Annotated in this window: 16 protein-coding genes and 1 pseudogene; 5 read left to right on the top strand and 12 right to left on the bottom strand. The window is 35.3% G+C overall.

Features of this window, described 5'->3' with window-relative positions; all coding sequences use genetic code 11:
- Positions 1-33 precede the first annotated feature (33 nt).
- The 5 genes and pseudogenes from B2R82_RS07390 to bioD form a co-directional block, all read right to left on the bottom strand.
- Positions 34-759 (bottom strand): hypothetical protein, encoded by a 726-nt coding sequence (locus B2R82_RS07390; protein WP_286924257.1) that lies wholly within the window; start codon positions 757-759, stop codon positions 34-36.
- Between the two features lie 419 nt (positions 760-1,178).
- A complete protein-coding gene (gene bioB / locus B2R82_RS07385) occupies positions 1,179-2,174 on the bottom strand; it encodes a biotin synthase BioB (protein WP_286924256.1) in 996 nt (331 codons plus the stop codon).
- The gene (locus B2R82_RS07380) at positions 2,174-2,764 is read right to left on the bottom strand and encodes a biotin transporter BioY (protein ID WP_286924255.1); all 591 of its coding nucleotides are present in this window, start codon (positions 2,762-2,764) and stop codon (positions 2,174-2,176) included. Before B2R82_RS07380 ends, bioB begins: the two co-directional genes overlap by 1 nt.
- Positions 2,728-4,121 (bottom strand): annotated as a pseudogene (bioA, locus tag B2R82_RS07375) (adenosylmethionine--8-amino-7-oxononanoate transaminase). The gene B2R82_RS07380 and the pseudogene bioA overlap by 37 nt, the downstream one beginning before the upstream one ends.
- Positions 4,102-4,806 (bottom strand): dethiobiotin synthase, encoded by a 705-nt coding sequence (gene bioD, locus B2R82_RS07370; protein ID WP_286924254.1) that lies wholly within the window; start codon positions 4,804-4,806, stop codon positions 4,102-4,104. Before bioD ends, bioA begins: the two are co-directional and overlap by 20 nt.
- Before the next feature lie 265 nt (positions 4,807-5,071).
- Between bioD and B2R82_RS07365 the strand changes: the two genes are divergently transcribed.
- From B2R82_RS07365 to B2R82_RS07355, 3 genes are all read left to right on the top strand, one after another.
- Positions 5,072-5,536 carry a hypothetical protein gene (locus tag B2R82_RS07365; RefSeq protein ID WP_286924253.1) on the top strand — a complete coding sequence of 155 codons (465 nt, stop codon included), beginning with the start codon at positions 5,072-5,074 and terminating at the stop codon, positions 5,534-5,536.
- Positions 5,537-5,609: 73 nt separating this feature from the next.
- On the top strand, positions 5,610-6,134 hold the full coding sequence (locus B2R82_RS07360) for a hypothetical protein (RefSeq protein ID WP_286924252.1): 525 nt from the start codon (positions 5,610-5,612) through the stop codon (positions 6,132-6,134).
- Positions 6,135-6,206: 72 nt separating this feature from the next.
- A complete protein-coding gene (locus B2R82_RS07355; RefSeq protein ID WP_286924251.1) occupies positions 6,207-6,899 on the top strand; it encodes a response regulator transcription factor in 693 nt (230 codons plus the stop codon).
- Positions 6,900-6,921: 22 nt separating this feature from the next.
- On the opposite strand, the gene B2R82_RS07350 is transcribed toward B2R82_RS07355, so the two are convergent.
- The 5 genes from B2R82_RS07350 to B2R82_RS07330 all read right to left on the bottom strand — a co-directional run bounded on the left by B2R82_RS07350 (position 6,922) and on the right by B2R82_RS07330 (position 16,511).
- Positions 6,922-12,060 carry an ATP-binding protein gene (locus B2R82_RS07350; RefSeq protein ID WP_286924250.1) on the bottom strand — a complete coding sequence of 1,713 codons (5,139 nt, stop codon included), beginning with the start codon at positions 12,058-12,060 and terminating at the stop codon, positions 6,922-6,924.
- Between the two features lie 13 nt (positions 12,061-12,073).
- Positions 12,074-13,762, bottom strand: coding sequence for an HD-GYP domain-containing protein (locus tag B2R82_RS07345; protein WP_286924249.1), 1,689 nt, complete (start codon positions 13,760-13,762; stop codon positions 12,074-12,076).
- 232 nt (positions 13,763-13,994) lie between these two features.
- Positions 13,995-15,032, bottom strand: coding sequence for a beta-carotene 15,15'-monooxygenase (locus B2R82_RS07340; RefSeq protein WP_286924248.1), 1,038 nt, complete (start codon positions 15,030-15,032; stop codon positions 13,995-13,997).
- A gap of 117 nt (positions 15,033-15,149) precedes the next feature.
- Entirely contained in the window at positions 15,150-15,368 is a 219-nt protein-coding gene (locus B2R82_RS07335; protein WP_286924247.1) for a MarR family transcriptional regulator, read from the bottom strand.
- 258 nt (positions 15,369-15,626) lie between these two features.
- A complete protein-coding gene (locus B2R82_RS07330; RefSeq protein ID WP_286924246.1) occupies positions 15,627-16,511 on the bottom strand; it encodes an AraC family transcriptional regulator in 885 nt (294 codons plus the stop codon).
- 109 nt (positions 16,512-16,620) lie between these two features.
- Between B2R82_RS07330 and B2R82_RS07325 the strand changes: the two genes are divergently transcribed.
- Together B2R82_RS07325 and B2R82_RS07320 are read left to right on the top strand one after the other, a co-directional pair.
- Entirely contained in the window at positions 16,621-17,559 is a 939-nt protein-coding gene (locus B2R82_RS07325) for an EamA family transporter (RefSeq protein WP_286924245.1), read from the top strand.
- A gap of 181 nt (positions 17,560-17,740) precedes the next feature.
- Complete coding sequence (locus B2R82_RS07320) at positions 17,741-18,787, top strand: Cj0069 family protein (protein ID WP_286924244.1); 1,047 nt, start codon at positions 17,741-17,743, stop codon at positions 18,785-18,787.
- 57 nt (positions 18,788-18,844) lie between these two features.
- On the opposite strand, the gene B2R82_RS07315 is transcribed toward B2R82_RS07320, so the two are convergent.
- Together B2R82_RS07315 and B2R82_RS07310 are read right to left on the bottom strand one after the other, a co-directional pair.
- Positions 18,845-19,477, bottom strand: a complete 633-nt coding sequence (locus B2R82_RS07315) for a LysE family transporter (RefSeq protein WP_286924243.1) — start codon at positions 19,475-19,477, stop codon at positions 18,845-18,847.
- Between the two features lie 437 nt (positions 19,478-19,914).
- Entirely contained in the window at positions 19,915-20,064 is a 150-nt protein-coding gene (locus B2R82_RS07310; protein WP_286924242.1) for a hypothetical protein, read from the bottom strand.
- Between the last annotated feature and the right edge of the window lie 74 nt (positions 20,065-20,138).

The raw sequence follows: 20,138 nt of genomic DNA, 5'->3' as shown, positions 1-20,138 counted from the left end.
GGTCTATTTGATTCTTGAACTATATATATCTTATTATTGCTTTTCTAATATTTTTTTTGAATGCTCCATTTCCATATTATATATTTTGCAAAATTCCTCCCTCTTCATTTCTTCTAGAGGGGTTGGATAATACCTCCAAATGCCTCTTGAAGTGCCCATCACACGCTGACCGCCAATATTCAGTTCATATTCTTCTCCATAACCTGTCGTATAAGCAGTTGTAATATTTCCGTGTTTGCTATTAAAACCTTTGACCTCATCCAAACCAGACAATATATCGACGAGTGTTAAGTTTATTGGATATGTCGGTTGTTCTTCTTTTGCTTTTTGCAGCTCTTTTTCTGCTTGTTTGTACAAGGCTTTTCGGTCTGGTGAAACATCAGAAATATATTGTATAGATAAATAGTCTTTCATTCGCTCTATACGATCAGATTGTTCATAGTTGTTTGAATACCTCATCATGGCTTCACGCTGTGCTACGCTTTTGATTTGTTCGAGCATCTCTTCATTTGATAACGTTCGCCCGCCTTTTGTAGGAATCCTACTCCAATCTGGTGCGGAAATGGAACTAAATGCTGAATAGCTCCTTACTAAAGGACTTTTTACTTCCTTCATCGAATAGCCCCACAAATCCCCTTTACCTGAAGAACGAATAAATTCGTCTGTTTTAGTAGTTGGCGATGCTGTATTTTTTGTCGTATTTCTATGATGTGTATTTTCAAAAAAATTACTTTGTGTTTGTCCCACTTTCCCTATCATTTTCTAACCACCTTTTTTATCTTTGTGATTTTATCGACAAAAAAGGGGAATATTTGAATTTAAAATAGTTACCAAAGCGTCGTTTTAGAAGACTTTTCACTTAGCGTTGTAAATCCTTTTAGAGCAACGTAAAAAAGAGAAGGATGATTTAATTACCAAGAAAGCTTCAAATATTGAAATAAGCGATATACAAAAATGTTTAATAAATTTTAACACAATGGATTTTATAGAAAAAAGAGCTTTGGTGGAAAAGGTGCTAAAAACTATTATTGTAAGGCAATCAGAAATTCTTTTTGAATGGAACTTTTGAGCATAAAAGTTCCGTTTTAGTTTTTAGCACCGTCCCACGATGACCATACGGTTTATCACATACATGCCCATTAAATTGTAGTAGTAGATTTTATTTCATAAGCATGTACTTAGCAAAATACTTCTTCCTGCTTTTTTGTTAATTCAATTTCAAAGCCTAAATCCTCAAGCATACGATAATCGCTATTTGCCTCTTGGCCTAATGTTGTTAAATAATCTCCTACAAAAATGCTATTTGCCGCATACATTCCCAGTGGCTGAAGGGACCCAAGATTGACTTCACGACCACCAGAAATACGAATTTCCTTTGTTGGATTTATATAACGGAACAATGCTAAAACCTTTAAACAATATCGTGGATTTAATTCCTTTGTCCCTTCCAGCTTTGTGCCGTCTATAGCATTTAAAAAATTGACTGGGATCGAATCAGCATCTAATTGATGTAGGGCACGCGCAATGTTGACGACATCCTCTTTTGTTTCCTTCATTCCAATGATTGCTCCTGAGCAAGGCGAAATTCCATGCTTTTTTGCAATTTCTACCGTATTCACACGATCCTCATAGGTATGCGATGTAGTAATGTATGAGTGATGACGCTCTGATGTATTTAAATTATGATTGTAACGATCTACCCCCGCCTCTTTTAATTGCTGTGCCTGTTCTTCTTTTAATAAGCCAAGACAGGCACATACTTTTAAGCCATACTTCTCTTTAATTTCAGTGACTGCTTCACTGACAACATTGACATCCTTCCGCGTTGGCCCACGTCCACTTGCCACAATGCAATAGGTGCCAATTTTATTGTCAAATGCTCGTTTTGCACCCTCTAAAATTTCTTCCTTCGTAATAAATGGATATTTTTCAATCGGTGCAGATGATTTAGATGATTGGGAACAATAGCCACAATCCTCTGGACAATAGCCACTTTTCGCGTTCATAATCATATTCAATTTTACTTTTTTTCCATAATAATGCTTACGAATGGCAAATGCACCATCCATTACCTTTAATAGTTCATCATCATCACTATTTAAAATGGCAAGTGCTTCATCATTACTAATCACCTTACCTGCAATTACATCCTCTGCTAACTGTAACCAATTCACTAAACATTCTCCCTTTCTACTTGCATGATTTTCACTGTTCTTACTGACTGAAATACCTTATATAAGCGTTCAGCTAACAGTGCAGACGCTAAAGCTAAGCAAAAATCTGCAACAATACTATTTAAAAAACCAACTACAAATATATGAGACCAGCTCGTTTGCATATGGAGCCAGAAATTCATTGATAAATATAAGTAAGGTACCGCAATCGCATAAATAATAATAAGCCCCACAATATTTGCACCAATAAAATGTTTTTTCGTTGGTGAATCTATTCTTTCAATGATGAATCCTATGATGAATGCTGCTAGTGCAAAGCCGATGAGGTAGCCAAATGTTGGCTGCAATACATAGGTAATGCCTCCCCCCTGTGTAAAAACAGGTAATCCAACTAAACCGACTCCTATGTAAACGAGCTGACTTTGAAATCCATTACGACTACCAAGTAAGCTTCCAGCTAAAAAAACAAAGATAATTTGTAGTGTAAAGGGCACTACTGGTAACGGTATCTTAATAAATGCACCAATTGCCGTTAAAGCTGCAAACATCGCAATCATGACGAGGGATAGTGTTGTTTGTCGTTTAAACAATTTATGCCCTCCCACTCCTCAAAAAATTGTACAATCGTTTCTTTTGTTGTATGAATCATAAATCTCATTTCTTCATCAGAAATAATGTAAGGCGGCATAAAATATAATATATTGCCAAGTGGGCGAATCAGTAAGCCCTTTGCTAAAGCACGTTGATAAATTTGATAGCCAATACGTGCCTCATTTGGGAATGGCTCCTTTGTCCGATAATTGGCGACTAGCTCAATCGCACCCACTAACCCTATCTGTCGATACTCTCCAACATAGGGTAATTGGTCAAATGCCTCCAATGCTAACGCTCGCATCCGTTCTCCCTTATTTTGAATCATATCGATAACCTGTTCCTCTTCAAACATTGTCAATACCTCAAGTGCTACACGACATGCAAGCGGATTTCCTGAATAGCTGTGAGAATGTAAAAATGCTTTCATTGTTCCGTAATCATCGTAAAAGGCATTGTAAATAGCATCAGTGGTTAATACTGCGGATAGTGGTAAATAGCCACCTGTTAAACCCTTTGACAAGCACATAAAATCTGGCGAAATCTCCGCTTGCTCACAGGCAAATACGGTTCCTGTTCGTCCAAATCCTACGGCAATTTCATCAGCAATTAAGTGAACATCGTATGCTGTACAAAGCTCCCACAATCGCTTTAAATAGATTGGCGGATACATNNTGCTTGAATAAGTGGCTCAATAATCACAGCTGTCATTTCTTCATGATGCGCATGAAGCTCTTCTTCAACATACTGAATACATTGAGCATGACAGCTTTCTGGCTTATCTTGAAAAGGACATCTAAAGCAATCTGGCCCTTGTGCACGTAAGGTATCTAATAACAAGGGTTGGTATACTTTGTTATAAAGCCCTACTCCACCAACAGATAAAGCGCCAAGTGTCTCACCATGGTAGGCATCTGTTAAAGCCAAAAAGCGTTTTTTTGCCGTTTTTCCCGTTTGCATATGATATTGAAAGCTCATTTTTAATGCAACCTCTATCGCGGATGAGCCATTGTCTGCAAAAAATACTTTATTCAGACCCTCTGGCGTTAAAGCTACTAATTTTTCAGCTACTTTAATCGCTGGCTCATGTGTAAAATTAGCAAAGATTGTATGCTCTAATGTAAATGCCTGATCACTTAATACTTGACTTATTCGAGGATTAGCATGCCCAAATAAATTAACCCACCAGGAGGAGACAGCATCTAAATAGCGATGATTATTTTCATCATAGAGCCATACACCTTGTCCTTTTTTAATGACGATTGGTGGAAATTGCTCATAATCCTTCATTTGTGAACAAGGATGCCAAACATGCCTTAAATCTCTTGCCTGCAAATCAGTTAACACTTGTTTCATTATTGACCAACCTTTCAAACAATGAAGTGTGAGAAATGGAATAATCAACAAGCTGCCCAATCTCTTGGAGTTGCGGGATAATTGCATAAGGCAAATCATGAAACTGTAATATGGTTTTCATAGTATCTTGTTCTATCAAACTCCCTGAATTTCCATTAAATACAATGCCCAGGATATCAATATTACGCGCATGCAAAGCCTCAATCGTTAGTAATGTGTGGTTAATTGTTCCTAGTGTTGTTCGAGTAACAAGAACAACTGGAAGCTTACTTTGAACGATAACATCAAGAAGCGTTATTTTTCTTTGTAAATCTAAAGGCACAAAAAGTCCACCAGCTCCCTCACAAATTACCATATCGTTTGATTGCTGTAGCACCTGTATTTGCTGTAGTAAATAATGCACATTAATTTGCTGTACCTCCAGTTGTGCAGCAAAATGTGGTGAAGCTGCCTCTTTAAACGAATACCCATTCAAACTTTCTGTCCTTAGCACCTGTAATGAATACTTTTCATATACTGTTGTATCGTAGTAATAGGAATGATCATTTTCATGTACTTCACCAGTTTGTACAGGCTTAAAAGGCGTGACGCGAAGATTCTGTCGCTGAAATTGTCGCATCAGCAATGTGGTGACAGCCGTTTTACCGACATCAGTATCTGTCCCAACAATCCAAAAATGTTGCATCGTTAACCTCCCCCTTTTTAGTTAACCAAAGATACATCTTAAGTTAACACATAAGTTTTTATTTTGTAAATGCTATTTCAATAATTTCTTCCAAAAACAGAAGTTTCACAATAGCAAAGAAACACTAAAACCTTACCTTTATATAGCAAAATCTAGCGTTACCCGTACGGTTGCTAAAAAAATGTTTAATTATTTTTGAATACTATTAAAAATTTAGAGGATTTCACTACTTTTGTGTTGTATTAAACTAAACGGGGGTGGCTGTATGTTTGGCCTTTTTAAAGAATCAGAAAAATTGTTAGATACATATGAACAAGTAGCATGTATTTTAAAGTCCTTGCTTACCTACGAGCTCAGAGACTTACCTAGCCGTTACGAATTTTGGTACCGTGCGGCGTTACGTTTGGAAGAATATCGAACGTTGAATGCGGAGCATCGCTCAAAGCGATCTATGACCACAGCTGTTGGACGCTTTCATCAAACTCAATATGATGTTACGAAACAAAAACTAGCAAGGCTAGAGCGTCTAATAGATATATATAAATCCTTTTGTCTGGAAGAAGATCGAGAAATATTAAATCATCGGCTCCATTTTCAGAAGGAAGTAATTGCCGAGCTCTATAATCATCTTCAAAATAAAGAGTTATATACGTATTGTAGTACTGTACAGCAGCAATTTTGGGAAGCTGTCAGTGAGGATATACTTCTTGCAATTGCCCAACTGGATTAAAGTGGTTACATTTGCTGGATTCTTCTAAGTTGTTTGAGAATATGTTTTTTAGTTTATTAGTTGGAGGTTTTTTATGATTGCATGGATTATTGCAGCAGAAATTGCTTTTTGGATTGTCATTTTATTTGGGTTAGTTGCCCGCTATATTTTAAATAAACCCAAGCTAAGTTTCTTCTTGTTTTCCTTAACATTAGGTATCGATTCTTTACTGATATTGCTAACTGCGATAGATTTAAAAGCAGGTACCCCCGCATCTATCTCACATGGGATTGCTGCTATTTATATTGGGGTTTCAATTGCCTATGGTAAAACTATGATTAGTTGGGCAGATGAGCAATTTAAGCGTTGGTTTTTAAAAACTGGGGATAAGAAAGTACGGCTTACAGGATCTGCAAAAGGGAAACATGAGATAAAGATGCTGATTCGCCATGTAGTAGCTTTTCTCATTGGCACTGGACTTTTGTCTATCATGGCACTTTATATTGGATCTCAGTCTGACACATCTTCCCTATTTCAGGTGATGAAAGTTTGGGGCATCGTATTAATTATTGATGCCATCATCAGTATTTCATATGTGATTTTTCCTAGTCAAAAATAACGAATGTCCTAGAAGTTTTCTTTCCATTTCTATCTAAAAATTGATATATTAGAAGATGGAGAAAGGAGATTCATGGGTGTGGTAAATGAGAAAATCTTAATCGTAGAAGATGATATTGACATTATGGAGGTTCTATCTCTTACAATTGCAAATGCAAACTACCTAGTTTTTAAGGCATCATCCATTTACGAAGGTTGGAAGGCAGTAATCAAAGAAGAGCCTGATTTAATTTTATTGGATGTTAATTTACCTGATGGCAATGGCTTTGAATTAGCGAGAAGGGTTCGAGAAGTGTCGGATGCTATTATTATTTTTGTAACTGTTAATCACTTAATTGACCATAAACTAGAAGGCTTTGAAGTAGGTGCAGATGATTATATAACAAAGCCGTTTATTCCCAAAGAATTACTCGCTCGTATACAAGCAAACTTAAAAAGAAAGACGACATCCATAAGAAATCCAATATTACATATTGATAACTTAGTCATTCATTTTGATGAAAAAAATGTTTATAAAAACGGAAAACGTTTAAATCTTTTTACGAAAGAAAAGCTACTACTATTTTTTCTGATCGAACATGCCAATAAGGTAATTAGTGTAGACCAACTGATAGATAATGTTTGGGGACAGGATGGTGTAACTGATTCAAAAACGGTTTCTGTCCATATTAGTACACTGCGACGAAAAATTGAGGACGTTCCAGCTAAGCCTAAGTGGATTCAAACTGTTCGGGGCTTCGGCTATCAATTTGTTTATAAAAAATAAAGTGCTGAGCTGCGAAAAATGCTCAACACTTTATTTTTTCTATTACCAAAGGCAATGTAAAGCTAAATATGGACCCTTCACCCTCTATGCTTTCCACATATATTTCCCCATTATGTTGTTCCACAATTTGCTTACAAATGGCTAAGCCAATTCCATGTGAATCTACTTTATCAACATTGGATGCTCGATAATAACTATCGAATATAAAGGGAATATCGCTCTGTGGGATACCTATACCACTATCTGAAATAGAACAGATTAAATGTGTGTCCTCCACATACATTAAAAATTGAATACTGCCATTTGAAGTATATTTCATGGCATTTGTCATTAAATTTTCCATCACCTGATTGATTCGGGCACGATCAATTAGCAGCTGAGCCTCCTGATGACCATAAAAATCGGCATAATAGTCTAAGCCCAGTTGTTTTATCTCTCGTTCAAAACGGAAGCGAAATTGTTGAAATAGATTAATGGCCTTTACTTCTATAAAGGTATATTCTGCTCTTCCCGCTTCTAGATTAGCTAAATCAAATAAATCTTGAATTAAAACATCTAACGATAGCAATCTTTCCTTACTTCGCATTAAATATTTTTCTTGTTCTGTTTCCTCTTTAATAACCCCGTCTAATATTAATTCGATATAACCTAGCGTTGAAGTGATGGGTGAGCGTAGTTCATGTGAAATACTATGCAATAATTTTTTCCGTTCTAATTCATTTTTCTCTAATCGTTCATTGACCTTTTTCAAATGACTATTTGTTTCATCCAATTCCTTTGTCCGTGACAGAACACGTTTTTCCAATTCACCATATATTTTTGCATTTTCAATTGATACGGCTATTTGTCCAGAGATCATTTTTAACAAATTCACATGTGTTGGATGAAAGGCATTAGTAATTAATGTGTTTTCCAAATATAAAATGGCTATAATCTCATCTTTAAGATGAATTGGTACACATAAAATAGACTTAGCAGTTGAGAAAGCACTAAGATAAACACTCTGTGCTTGTGTATTTTGAATAATTAGTTGCTCTCCGCTTTGTAACACAAAATAGACAATGGATTGCATGGTTTCACTGAATTCTTCAATCTTATGGTCATGAAATATCGTAAATTTGGTTTCATTGGCCTCAGCCTGTGCTAACACTTGTAATTGCTCATGATGTCTATGAATAAAATACCCAACATCTGCACCAGCATGTTTTAATAAGGCAAATAATATTTTACGAAGCAAATCCTCCATCCGTATTTCTGTTGCTAAGGACTGCGTCGTTTCGAAAACAGTCATCATATCAAATGATACTGTTCCGCTATGTTGGCCTTTTGGTACATGATTGGCATGATACACTTTTTCCCAATGGCTAGCAACCGTATTGGCCCCCCACTCCTTTATTATCTGTATACCACATAAAATATAATGTCTCGCTGTTTTTTTATGATTGATAGCATGATAGTAATTAGCAGCTCGTTCATAAGAAATGGCAGCATCTTGAAGAAAGTTATTCATTTGTGCAAGCTGAATTGCCCGATCGTAATAAAGTATGGCATTCTCGCCCTGCTTTTTCATTCGATAATTTTCAGCCATTAATAAACAATAGAGATGCTCATAGTTTTCAGGTGCATATTGAGCCCATTTTTTAAATTGACGAATACTTTTACTAATCTCCATCCTATATGTTCTAAATTCTGTTTTCGAGGAATATAGCTTTTGATGAATAAAATGAAACTGCCAAAGAGCACGATAAAAATAATAAATTGGCGTGATGGGCAAAGTATATATTTCTTTCTCTATCACCTTTAATAGCTCCATAAACTCTTTTCCATGCTGATCGTCCCCCAATAAAAATGACATTTTCAATCGAATAGAATAATGCATCATTTTAATAATGGGCTGGTCTAAAATAGCAAAGGGGTATGCCCAATCAATAGGGGAATTAGGATTTTGAAGCACATTCATCCATAACCCCATTTCAGCTAAAAAATCTATCGATAATGCACTGGCATGCATGGAAAACTCCTGTTGTTGGCGCTCAATTTCCTGCTGTAAATCCTGAATAGGCGTTCCATTAATGAATTGGATGGCCACGATAAAACAAGAAGCAGAAGAGACCAAATGATGCAAGCCGATTTCCTGGCTATTGTGCTGAGCCTTCTGAATATATTGAAGACTGGACTCATATGGATTTGTCCAATGATTAATAAATATGCCATAGACAAAATAAATACGGCCCTTGATGTAAATATTATTTTCATTCTCAGCAAAGGTGATGGCTATTTTTCCAAAGCGTGCAGAGTCTCGAATATTATTAAAGCCAGCATTTAAAAGCATGGCATAGTTAATATAGACAACTCCACTTTTTGTTCCGTTCCCGTATTTAAGCTGTAATCGCAACCCTCTCATTAATAAAATTCCCGTTAAATTAGGATTAAGCATAAATGTGCTTGCCGTCATATTGATAATCAAATGGATTAACGTATCCATTTCTTTATCTTGAATAGGAGGATACTTTAAAAGATCTGTATCAGATTTATTGTGCAAAGCTTTTCTTAATAATAAGTACTCCTTTAAAAGTTGAATTTTTGAGGGGTTCTCTGCAATATTCATATTGGTAATTTGTAGACCTTTTATGCCAGCCTCAATTCCTACCGTATGATTGTCTGATTCAATGTATAGCAAAGTTTTTAAATTATAAATTAATAATTTTTCTAAAACTGTGTTCGAATGCTGCAACGCTTCTGTTAAATGAAATTCTGATACATCATAACGTCCAACTAAATATGCGCACTCTCCTAAATTAGCATATATTTTTACAGACATTTCACGAAAAGACTGCCAATGATTGTCTGGAAGCAGCTCTATACTCGTTGTTAAAAAGGAGATGGCACTGTCAAACAGTCCAATTCTTTTTGCCGCAATACCAAGCTTATAATTCCATATTGCTAAATTTTGTTTTTCATCAGCATTCAACAATTGCTGACCATAGTTAAAATGTTTCACCACTTCACTTAAATGATAGCTATCTACTATATTCGGGATATTTTTTGTTAATAATTTTCCAATTTGATAATGAAGCCTTGTCCGTTCGTCGTCAGATAAATCTTGATAGGCTACCTGCTGAATACGATCGTGTACAAACTGAAACTTCATATGAAATGTATGTAAAATACCCTCATGTTCAAACTTACTAGCCCATTTAAAATGGGCATCCATTGGTACAATAAAGCCATGCTCTACAAGTGTACCCAAAAGCTTCAGCAAATCTTGGGCTGAAATGGAAACTAGCTTTAATAAGGAACTAAACTCAAAGCTTTGACCAAAACAAGAGACGATTCTTAAAATTCCCTGAGCGTCTTTATCAAGAGTTGCCATTCTATTTTCAATAAAAGTCAGTAATTCATTATTAAAAAAGGACTGATTGTATTTATGAATATTAAATTGCCACTCTTTTGTTTCGGTATTGAAATAGATGGTATTACTTTGCTGTAAGGAACGAAAAGCTTCTTTCACAAATAACGGATTTCCTTTTGTTAAACGAAATAATTGGGTAGAAATTAATTTAATGGTAGTTGACTTCGCATGTAATGATTCCTCTAGCCATAACCGTACATCATCTTCCTCAAGAGGATTTATCTCTATATGCTGATTGGATGGGAAGTTATTCAACCACTTGTAATTCTTTTTTAAATCCCCCTCCTCATTTGACCGAAAAGTAGTTATCCACATAAAATAGCCTGCTCGATGTTGCTCATATAGTTGGGTCATCATCTCAAGTGTACTAGCATTTGCCCATTGTAAATCATCCATTAACCATACAATTGGCTTCTTTTGCATGGCAAAGGCTAATAGAATCTTTTGCAAAGAACTAAATATATACGTATGCAGCTGTTTGGCATTTTCACGTACATCTGTCAGAAAACCTGCTTCTTCTTTAAAAAACCATCGAAGCTCTGGTAGTAAATGAACAAGTCGATCTGTAACCATTAACTTTACATCATGAAATAGTTTGCGTAATGCTTGAACAGAATTTTCACCTTCTAAATAAACGATTTTCAATAAATTTCTTAAAGGCTGTACAACGGCTGTAAAGTCATTTTCTAGCTGTAATTGCTCATACTTCGTTTCTACAAAATACCCTTTAGCAGCAGCAATGTCTCCCTTCAATGTATATACAAGCTTAGATTTCCCAGACCCAGCTTTGCCGGAAATCATTACTATTTTTTTTTCGCCATTTACCACCTGATGAAACATGGAAGAAAGGTCCATGATTTGTTGCTTTCTACCATAGTACTTTGTAGAAAGCACTGCATTTAAATGAATGTCAAATTCACCTAAATGGAAGTCATGAAGCGGTTCATCTATTAACAGTTTATGTTGAATTTGCAATAAATCCTCTCTTAGCCCAACAGCACTTTGATAGCGTAATTCTGGATTTTTTGCTAATAACTTTTCTATTATATGCCAAATAATAGGATGCGGATAAGGTTGAAGATTTACCAATGAATTCGGCACTTTTGTTAGAATTTCATAGATAAGCTCAACAGAATCCTTTTTTTGGAAAGGTAATTGCCCACTGAGTATTTCGTAAAAAATAATACCGAGTGCATATAAATCAGAACGATGGTCAATTTCTAGATTAACTCTTCCGGTTTGTTCAGGTGCATAATATGGCAGTTGTTCAAGTCGCTCATAAAGATTTTCTAGTATGACGGGAGATTCTGCATCGTATTTTAAACTGAATTCAGAACTTAGTAATTTTACCTTTAATGAATTGGGATTAATTAATATTTGGCTAGGATTCAAATTAAGATAGAGTAAATCACTTTGTTGCATTTTAATACAGGCATTCACAAGCTCAAGTGCAATTTGTAAAAATTGATGCAAAGAAATATGATTATTCCTAAACTCATGTAGGGGTACACCATTAAAATTTTCATAAATAATTGCATATTGATTGTCAATATAATCAATGGCTATTGGCTTTAACAACCACGGATTTTGTTCGTTCGCAAACAATGAAAATTCATATTGCAGTCTAGCTCTCTTTTCGGCTGAATTATGATGAATACTTTTTACTAGTACTAAATTCTTGAATTTATTACTATACATTCTTTGCAAATTCCAATCTTCTTTTGTTTGTAAAAGTATGCAATCATTCACCGTATGTGCCTCCCTATGTAGCGATTAATTTTGTAACCGCTTTATATTTTTGTAATTTATCTTTTATATTCACTTCTTTATGTGAAGCTCCAGCAAAGCTGAAGACAAAGCTCTCTAACTTCTCTGGGGGGATATGGTACTGCTCTAATTTCCGAGTAGTTCCATGAAGGTCAAGACATTCATTACTAAATACACAAATTGCAGATGCCTCACAATAATCTGCGATGTTCAAAAGCTCCTCCTTACTAGTTGAGATATCTAGTAGAAACGGATTATTTTCTTTTGCATAAAATAGTCCTTCTAATAACTGAATAAAAATATTTGTTCGTAAATCTTGGTCAACTATAAAAAGTATAGCATCATTTTTTCTAGTTTCACTTCGTAATTGAAGCAGCATATTATTCAGGAGTTCCTTAAAAGTTAAACGCACAACCTTTAAGCGGACATCCTCCATCACTAGTTGTTGTTCAATTACCTCAAAAATTTGGTAGATTGGGATATAGATCTTAGTAAAGCACTCAGCGAACGTATACTGATCCATCAACTGCCGATAGTACTTTTCCATTAAATTTATTTCACCATTTATTAAATACTCAGAGAATTTTTGGAATAATTTTTCGGGTGTTTCCACGTAATAGGTAATTAACTTGACTACTTTAAGCTGAAAATCAAATGGTAACCTAAAGACTGTATTTGTATCTAGCCTTCTTACAATTGGAAGGAGTGGATACATATTATTGACATTATCTACTAGAGCATGAGAACCATCTGATAATAACACAATTGAATTTTTGGGATAAATACCAATAAAATCGACAAATCTGGCCAAAAGCTTTTCATCAAGAAGATGCTTTTCTTTATAAATAATTGCCATTGCTTCTGCAGCTCCGACCTCGCGTTTATAGGGTCGATTTAATGTAAGAGCTGAGTAAATATCGATTAGCTGTAATATAAAAACTTCTCTAGGTATATCAGACTCCTCTAATCCATCTGGATACCCGGAGCCATCGATTCGCTCATGATGTGACTTAGCTAAATAAGCAATGGATACAAGTCCTAAATCGCACAATAAATCATAGCCAAACTGTGTATGGTTCTGCATGACTTCTAACTCACTAGGTGAAAGTCTTCCCTCTTTTTTTAAAATAGCCAGTGGTATTTTCAGCTTCCCAATATCATGAAATAAAAATCCAAGCGCACAATGTTCTAAATTTTGTATGCCTTCTTTTTTAGCAAAGAGAGTACATAATGTAAATACATCTATAGCATGCATATATGTGTATGTGTCATAATCTTTTAACGTATTGAGCAGTTTTCGATAATGGCCATTTTCCATATAGCGTTGAAATAAATTGCGTATAAATAGTATATCGTCCATATTTTTTAATACATGACCATACCGAATCTCCGTGCTCAATTCTCCTAATGCCTGTAGAAAAAGAGAATTTTCTGTCTCACTATTTACAATGGTGTTCTCGTGCAGTTTTACACCTAACAGCCCATCCTGTTCAGCTTGAAGGTCTGTTTCTACAATCCGTGTCTGAATATAAACATCGTGAACATGGCGATTTTTCAATAATGTTATAATTCTTGCTGTTATTACACTTCCCTTTTTCATCAATAAACGATTTTCAACATATAAATCCTGCCCAAGAACCAATCCTTCCTGTAAATCAACAATGTTTGTTTTAACTAACTTCAAAAATAACACTCCTCTACTTTTATACATAAATCACTATAAAAGATGAAGGTTAAAATCTGATTAAATAGTATGTAAATTTTAAAAATGGCATGAGAATATATCCATACAAGGAAAAATATGATGTATATCAATTGAACGGCATAAATGAAATGCATTAAGTATAAAGATATACGAAAAAGGCTGAACGATTTATAATCGTACAGCCTAGAAATAAAATTAATTGTTGTAGAACTTATGAATTTACTCCCATCCCTTGGACAAGAATTGTTTTCAATTCTTGCTTTTGGTCTGCTTTAATAGCGACATTGTGATATTTCTTTTTTATGCCTAGCATAAACGTAACATCAATAGGCTCCTTCAGCTTTAAGATAAACTGAGGATACGCCTCATCGAAATCACGTGCCACAAAATCAATAGTATCTTTCGATAATTTTCCTTCTAATGCATGTTTATCCTCAATAAGCGCTTCAATATTATCAAAACGAATTTCTGCTCGTTTCATTAAACCTAATGATAAATATAACTTATCAGCTGTAACATGCACAGGATTTAAACGAACAGCCTGCATATCCGCTATAAAAAATATAACGGAGTAGACATTTAAAATAAGCAAAATAATAGAGAGAACCATAGACTTTTCATGTAGCCACCAATGGATGCCAATTGTTTCAATAACAATGCCATGAATAAGCATAATCTGGAAGGCGATATAACTAGAACTCTTATGCAAGGTTAAGCCCGAACGCTCTTTTCTTTTCCAGCTTGCGAAAGCATAGTAAAGCATCAAAAAGTCTGCGCACAACATTTGGATAATTAAATTCTTTGGTGCATGTTTTTCAACTGCTTTTGAAAAGGAGAACAAATCTGGTAGATTACTTAATCTTACATCCGCTAGAATTTTAGGCATATAGCGGACAAATGTCACAATAAGCAAAATTTCTAGTAGAATAATTGAACCTTCAATCACAAACCCAGCCCACGTAATGGCTACAAATGGCTGAAGATGATCGATTGGAATTATAAATCGAGCTACAATACAACCAGCAGCAGCTAAAAGAATGGCTTGTTTTACAGAGTACTTACCTTTATAAAGCATAAATAAAATCGGCATAACAATAACGAAATCAATTAACGAACCAATAACTACCCCTTTTGATTCTGCTGGTAAAATGGATAAACCTAAACCCGTGTTATAAAGTGTGTAATTACTGGCAAGAACGACTAATAAAAAAGCTAGCCATACATTTTGCTTTTTCTTTAAAGCAATCATACATTATCACTCCTTACTTTACTTACCTGTTCTTCATTCATAATCCTTCCTCTAACACATTTTGACAAAATTTCTGAATAATCTCCTTTAGCTGCAACAATTTATTCAGTTTTTGCTTTAGATAATATTCAAAAAAATTACAATATATTCCAAAATATTTTTATCTAGTTGGACAATTATTTCTCGACGATTTTCAGAATTGAGGCTTCGAAAAATATAAGACTGCTCCTCTAATTTACAAATCAATTGTCCTACAGCGCTAGAGGTAATATTCATATAATTAGCCATTTGTCCAATGGTCACAGAGCTTTTTTCAACAAGCTCGATTAAAATCATTTTCAGTCAATCATTCTTGATGTATTTTGATAAAAACGGCAATTCATTGTAAAGACAGCTTTTTCTATCCCCTGAATAAGACGATACAGATACTCTTCATCTTTTATCATTTTCATTCAATTCAATCATTAAAGCAAAGTTAATAGTAAAGCTATCTTCATTATTAATATCACCTTATTATTTGTGGCTATAATTGTCAATGGCTCCATCAAAAATAGGTGTTTTTATGCTACTATTTTGTCAAAAATTTTTCATATATTATCTTCTACAAAATCTTTTGCGATAGACATATGGAGAAAATCCTGTATAATCCTTAAATTTTTCTATAAAATAACTAACTGTACTAAATCCTGTTGTTGATGCAATGGTAGTGATAGATTGCTCGCTATCTCGTAATAACTGCAAACTTATACGAAGACGATATTGTAATAAATAGCTGAATGGTGACATACCCACCATTTTTTTAAACAAACGACTGCATTCTTCCCTGCTTAAATAAACATGTGCAGCTAATTTCTCCAATATTATTTTCTCTGCATAATTCACATGTAAATAATCCAGCATTTCCTTCACACGTTCATGCTGGACAATTTTCGCAGGTTCTAGCATTTCAACGGTCAGCATGGATTGCGTTAGCATAGCTTCCCAAATGGCTACAAGCTCTCTCCAAACCTTTAACTCATAAAAATCATTCTGCATTTGTAATATGGCTGCAATCTCTTTTACCTTTTGTGCTAAATGATCTGAAAGCCTTACATAAGGTAAGCGATTACTTGTAATGTATGGTTTTACATATTTCTCGGTAAATACGCTTCCCTCATGTCCTCCTAGCAACATTGGGTCCACATTGAGACAGTAAATTCTTGCTAGATTTATTTCATACGGCTTTGCCTCATGCAACCCTAAAGCATTAATAAATAGTCCATCTCCCTCTTCGAGTATAAAAACGTCCCCTCCTACTCGATATTCTATACGACCTTCTTTCACATAAACGAATTGAATCTCTTTATGCCAATGCAATGGCAAAAAATCTAAGCTTTCTAGTCGCATAGTCGTCTCATACAAAGCAACTGGAAATGCCTTCGTTCCATGTGAGGTTAGTTCTTGTAAATCCTTTGCAATTTTTATATGAGTTAAGACCATTTCTCAATTCACCTCAATATATTGATATTTTTAACCATTAAATCGATATTTATTACACCTATAAGTCCTTATAATTTCTTTATATTGATAGTTTAGGAGATGTTTCAAAATGAATCAAACACAACTTAACAAACGTACTTTTGGTTTTATTCTCGTCATTCTGGGGGCAAGCTTTTGGGGTATTGGCGGGACTGTTGCGCAAAAGCTTTTTCAGCAGGAAAATATCGAAGTAGGATGGCTTGTTTCCAGTCGCCTTCTTATAGCAGGGCTATTATTAATCGGGGTTTATAAAATAACACATTGGAATAATTCAATTTTTGTTATGTTTCGTACAAAGCACAATGCCTTCAGACAAATATTATTTAGTTTACTAGGCATGCTTGCGGTTCAATATACGTATATGATGTCGATTTCAATCGGTAACTCAGCTGTCGCTACATTACTTCAATACTTAGCTCCACTTTTTATTATGGGCTATTATCTAATAACAAAGCATAGTCAATTAACAAGGCAGGATGGTATTGCTGTCACACTGACGTTGGTTGGTACTTTTTTATTACTTACAAACGGCTCCTTTTCAACCCTCTCTGTTCCCGGTATGGCAGTGTTTTGGGGCATTTTATCTGGTCTCTCTGCAGCTTTTTATACGCTATATGCTGTTCCGCTTTTACAGCAATTTCATTCATTGCTAGTGGTAGGGTGGTCGATGGTTATTGGTGGTATTGTGATGAGTCTATTTCATCAACCGTGGCAAATTAACATGTCTAATTGGGCATTGTCAACCATTGCGTATTTTTTGTTTATTGTTATTTTTGGAACAATGCTAGCCTTCTGGTTTTATATTGCTAGCCTACATTATTTAACGCCGAAAGAAACAAGCTTACTTGGAAGTTTAGAACCTTTAACAGCTGTTATGACAAGCGTATTATGGCTCAAAATTAACTTTGGAGGTTTTCAGTTGCTCGGAACAATGCTGATTCTTTGTATGATTTTATATCTCACTGTTTTCCCAAAAAAGCAACAACCATTACAAAATAATGGTGACTAAAATATAGATTTTAAGGAACACAAGCTGCATACTGCTTCACTTAAGTATGATAGAGCATCTTTATTGGCTGTTTATGTGGGATAAAATTTAAATTAATACATAAAATTTACATATTTTATATATCTTTTATCCCTTTCAGTCTATTATACTGAAACTATCATCATACTAAGGAGGTATTTTTATGGATAAAAAAGTTATATTTTTTGAGGTTCGTGGTGGTTCAGATAAGGGACCAGATGGCTATAGGAAAGATACAATGCCAATGGTGGATGCATTAAAGCAACGTGGTCAGAATGCGGAGGTTATTTTCTTTGATGTGACAAGAAAAGAAGAGATTTTTAATTACGTGAAAGAAAATGGAATCGCTTATGTATCACGTATTAATCCTGGAAATTTACAGCATGAGGAAGAATACTTTGCAATGTTACGAGACCTATGTAATGCTGGTGTCATCGGCATGCCGCACCCTGATGCCATGATTGGCTATGGCTCGAAAGATGTCTTATCAAAATTGTCCTCTACCAATTTAGTGCCTGATGATACATTTGCCTATTATACAATTGAAGCCTTTAAAGCCCAATTTCCTACCTCTCTGGCTATTACAGAACGCGTTTTAAAGCAAAATCGTGGTTCAACAGGAGAAGGAATTTGGCGAGTAAAATTGGTGGAACCTCTTGCAGAAGGAGTCACAGAGGTACCACTTGATGCTCAAATTAAATGTACGGAAGCTAAGGATAATCATGTGGAATATTGGAAGCTTAGTGATTTTATGATGTTTTGCGAGCAGTACATTACAGGAGCAAATGGCATGCTTATCGATATGCGCTTCCTGCCACGTATTACAGAGGGGGAAATTCGCTTATTTATGTTACGTGATAAACCCGTACACGTTGTACATAAAAAGCCAGCAGATTCTGAGGATGCCTTTAGCGCAACATTATTTTCTGGTGCCAAGTACCGCTACGATTCTCCAGAGGACTGGGAAGAACTGGTACAAAACTTCTTAACACAGCTACCTCTTGTCACAAGCCTGCTTGGTGGTTATGATTTGCCATTAATATGGACGGCTGATTTTATGTTAGATACTGATGCAGCAGGAGAAGATTGCTATGTTTTAGGTGAGATGAATTGCTCTTGTGTAGGCTTTACTTCTGAGCTTACCTTAGCACACCAAGTAGCTGAGGAAATTATCGCTTGCATCAAGGAGCGTACAGAGGTTTCCGCTTAACTAATTAACGTCTACAAACAAAAATAAAAAGTGCGATCTTGTAAATCGCACTTTTTTTCATATATAGACCTTTATAGCTTGAATAAATTCATAGATAAAATATCCAGCAAAGCCAATTAATAAGACACCTGCTGCCATTGTAAGAGTCTTAATGACCTTACGATTCATCGCTTTTCGAGTCACAGAAACAATGGCCATTAAGCCAATATCATGCAATAATATACCACTCAGAACACCTGCTGCAATGACTAAAAAGCTGGTTGATTCACCTTCACCATATGATTTGGCTAGAACCACACCGAAAACATTCACCCAAAATACGAGATTTCCAGGCGAAATGGCTACTAGTAGTCCATTACGATAAGAAGTAAAAAACGATTTTGTTACTTTCTCTCCTGCTAGCGTAATATCATGGTCCGCATTTTTAATTGAATCCAGCCCTAAGAAGAATAAAAAGCCTGCCCCTATTATCCACATTGGAATTTGAATAATTGGCATTGCTAAAATCGAGGCTAATCCCATATACAATGCAAATACTAATACTATGTCAATCGTCATGCCACCAAGTCCTACTGCCCAACCATGGATAAAGCCATTCTTTAAACCCTGCTTTGTCATTTCCACGGTAATGGCCCCAACTGGCATGGCAATCGCAAGTCCTACCAATACATATGCTACATATAAACTCAAACAAACACTTCTTTCATGCTATAAAATAAGCTTCATACGTCCGTTTGTTTGATTATAGCATAAAAATACGACATTGAAAGGGATTATTAATAATTATTCAACTTTATAGAATAATATTGAAAATAAAAACTATATTTCACATTATCCCCAGTAAAGTAATATATCTACCAATAAAGGTTTCTCCCACCAAAATCCATATTGAACCTGTACAGTTTTGAAGTGACTTATTTACATTGCTATGCCACAATTTCAAGCTAATTTCCTCAGATTAAACTTATACGTAGGAGGTCTGTTTGAATGGAAAAGAATGCTATTATTGATGACCCTAATAGGCTTGAGTTGCTGTTCTCATCCTGAAAATTAAACAAAAGAAGATTATTCATCTGTATCCATTTCCGACTTTGTGACAGCTTTACAGGAAGAAAGATTTTAAGTAGTCAATAATGAATAATGCCCATGGACTGAGCGGATATTGCCGTTACCTGAGCGACCTTCTCCCTCACCCGAGCGGATAATGCTGTTGACTGAGCGACTTTCTCTCTCGCCTGAGCGGATAGTGCTGTTGACTGAGCGACTTTCTCCTTCACCCGAGCGGATAATGCTGTTGACTGAGCGACTTTCTCCCTCATCTGAGCGGATATGGTCTTCTGTCAAGAAAGTG

The sequence above is a fragment of the Lysinibacillus sp. UBA6686 genome (assembly GCF_002455205.1).
GTDB lineage: Bacteria > Bacillota > Bacilli > Bacillales_A > Planococcaceae > Lysinibacillus > Lysinibacillus pakistanensis.
This window is presented reverse-complemented; position numbering and strand designations above follow the sequence as displayed.

Coding starts and splice junctions, on each gene's coding strand:
- B2R82_RS07330 (WP_286924246.1), bottom strand. CDS start 16,511: ATGGTCTTAACTCATATAAAAATTGCAAAGGATTTACAAGAACTAACC.
- bioD (WP_286924254.1), bottom strand. CDS start 4,806: ATGCAACATTTTTGGATTGTTGGGACAGATACTGATGTCGGTAAAACG.
- B2R82_RS07335 (WP_286924247.1), bottom strand. CDS start 15,368: ATGATTTTAATCGAGCTTGTTGAAAAAAGCTCTGTGACCATTGGACAA.
- B2R82_RS07360 (WP_286924252.1), top strand. CDS start 5,610: ATGATTGCATGGATTATTGCAGCAGAAATTGCTTTTTGGATTGTCATT.
- B2R82_RS07325 (WP_286924245.1), top strand. CDS start 16,621: ATGAATCAAACACAACTTAACAAACGTACTTTTGGTTTTATTCTCGTC.
- B2R82_RS07340 (WP_286924248.1), bottom strand. CDS start 15,032: ATGATTGCTTTAAAGAAAAAGCAAAATGTATGGCTAGCTTTTTTATTA.
- B2R82_RS07320 (WP_286924244.1), top strand. CDS start 17,741: ATGGATAAAAAAGTTATATTTTTTGAGGTTCGTGGTGGTTCAGATAAG.
- B2R82_RS07390 (WP_286924257.1), bottom strand. CDS start 759: ATGATAGGGAAAGTGGGACAAACACAAAGTAATTTTTTTGAAAATACA.
- B2R82_RS07365 (WP_286924253.1), top strand. CDS start 5,072: ATGTTTGGCCTTTTTAAAGAATCAGAAAAATTGTTAGATACATATGAA.
- B2R82_RS07355 (WP_286924251.1), top strand. CDS start 6,207: ATGGGTGTGGTAAATGAGAAAATCTTAATCGTAGAAGATGATATTGAC.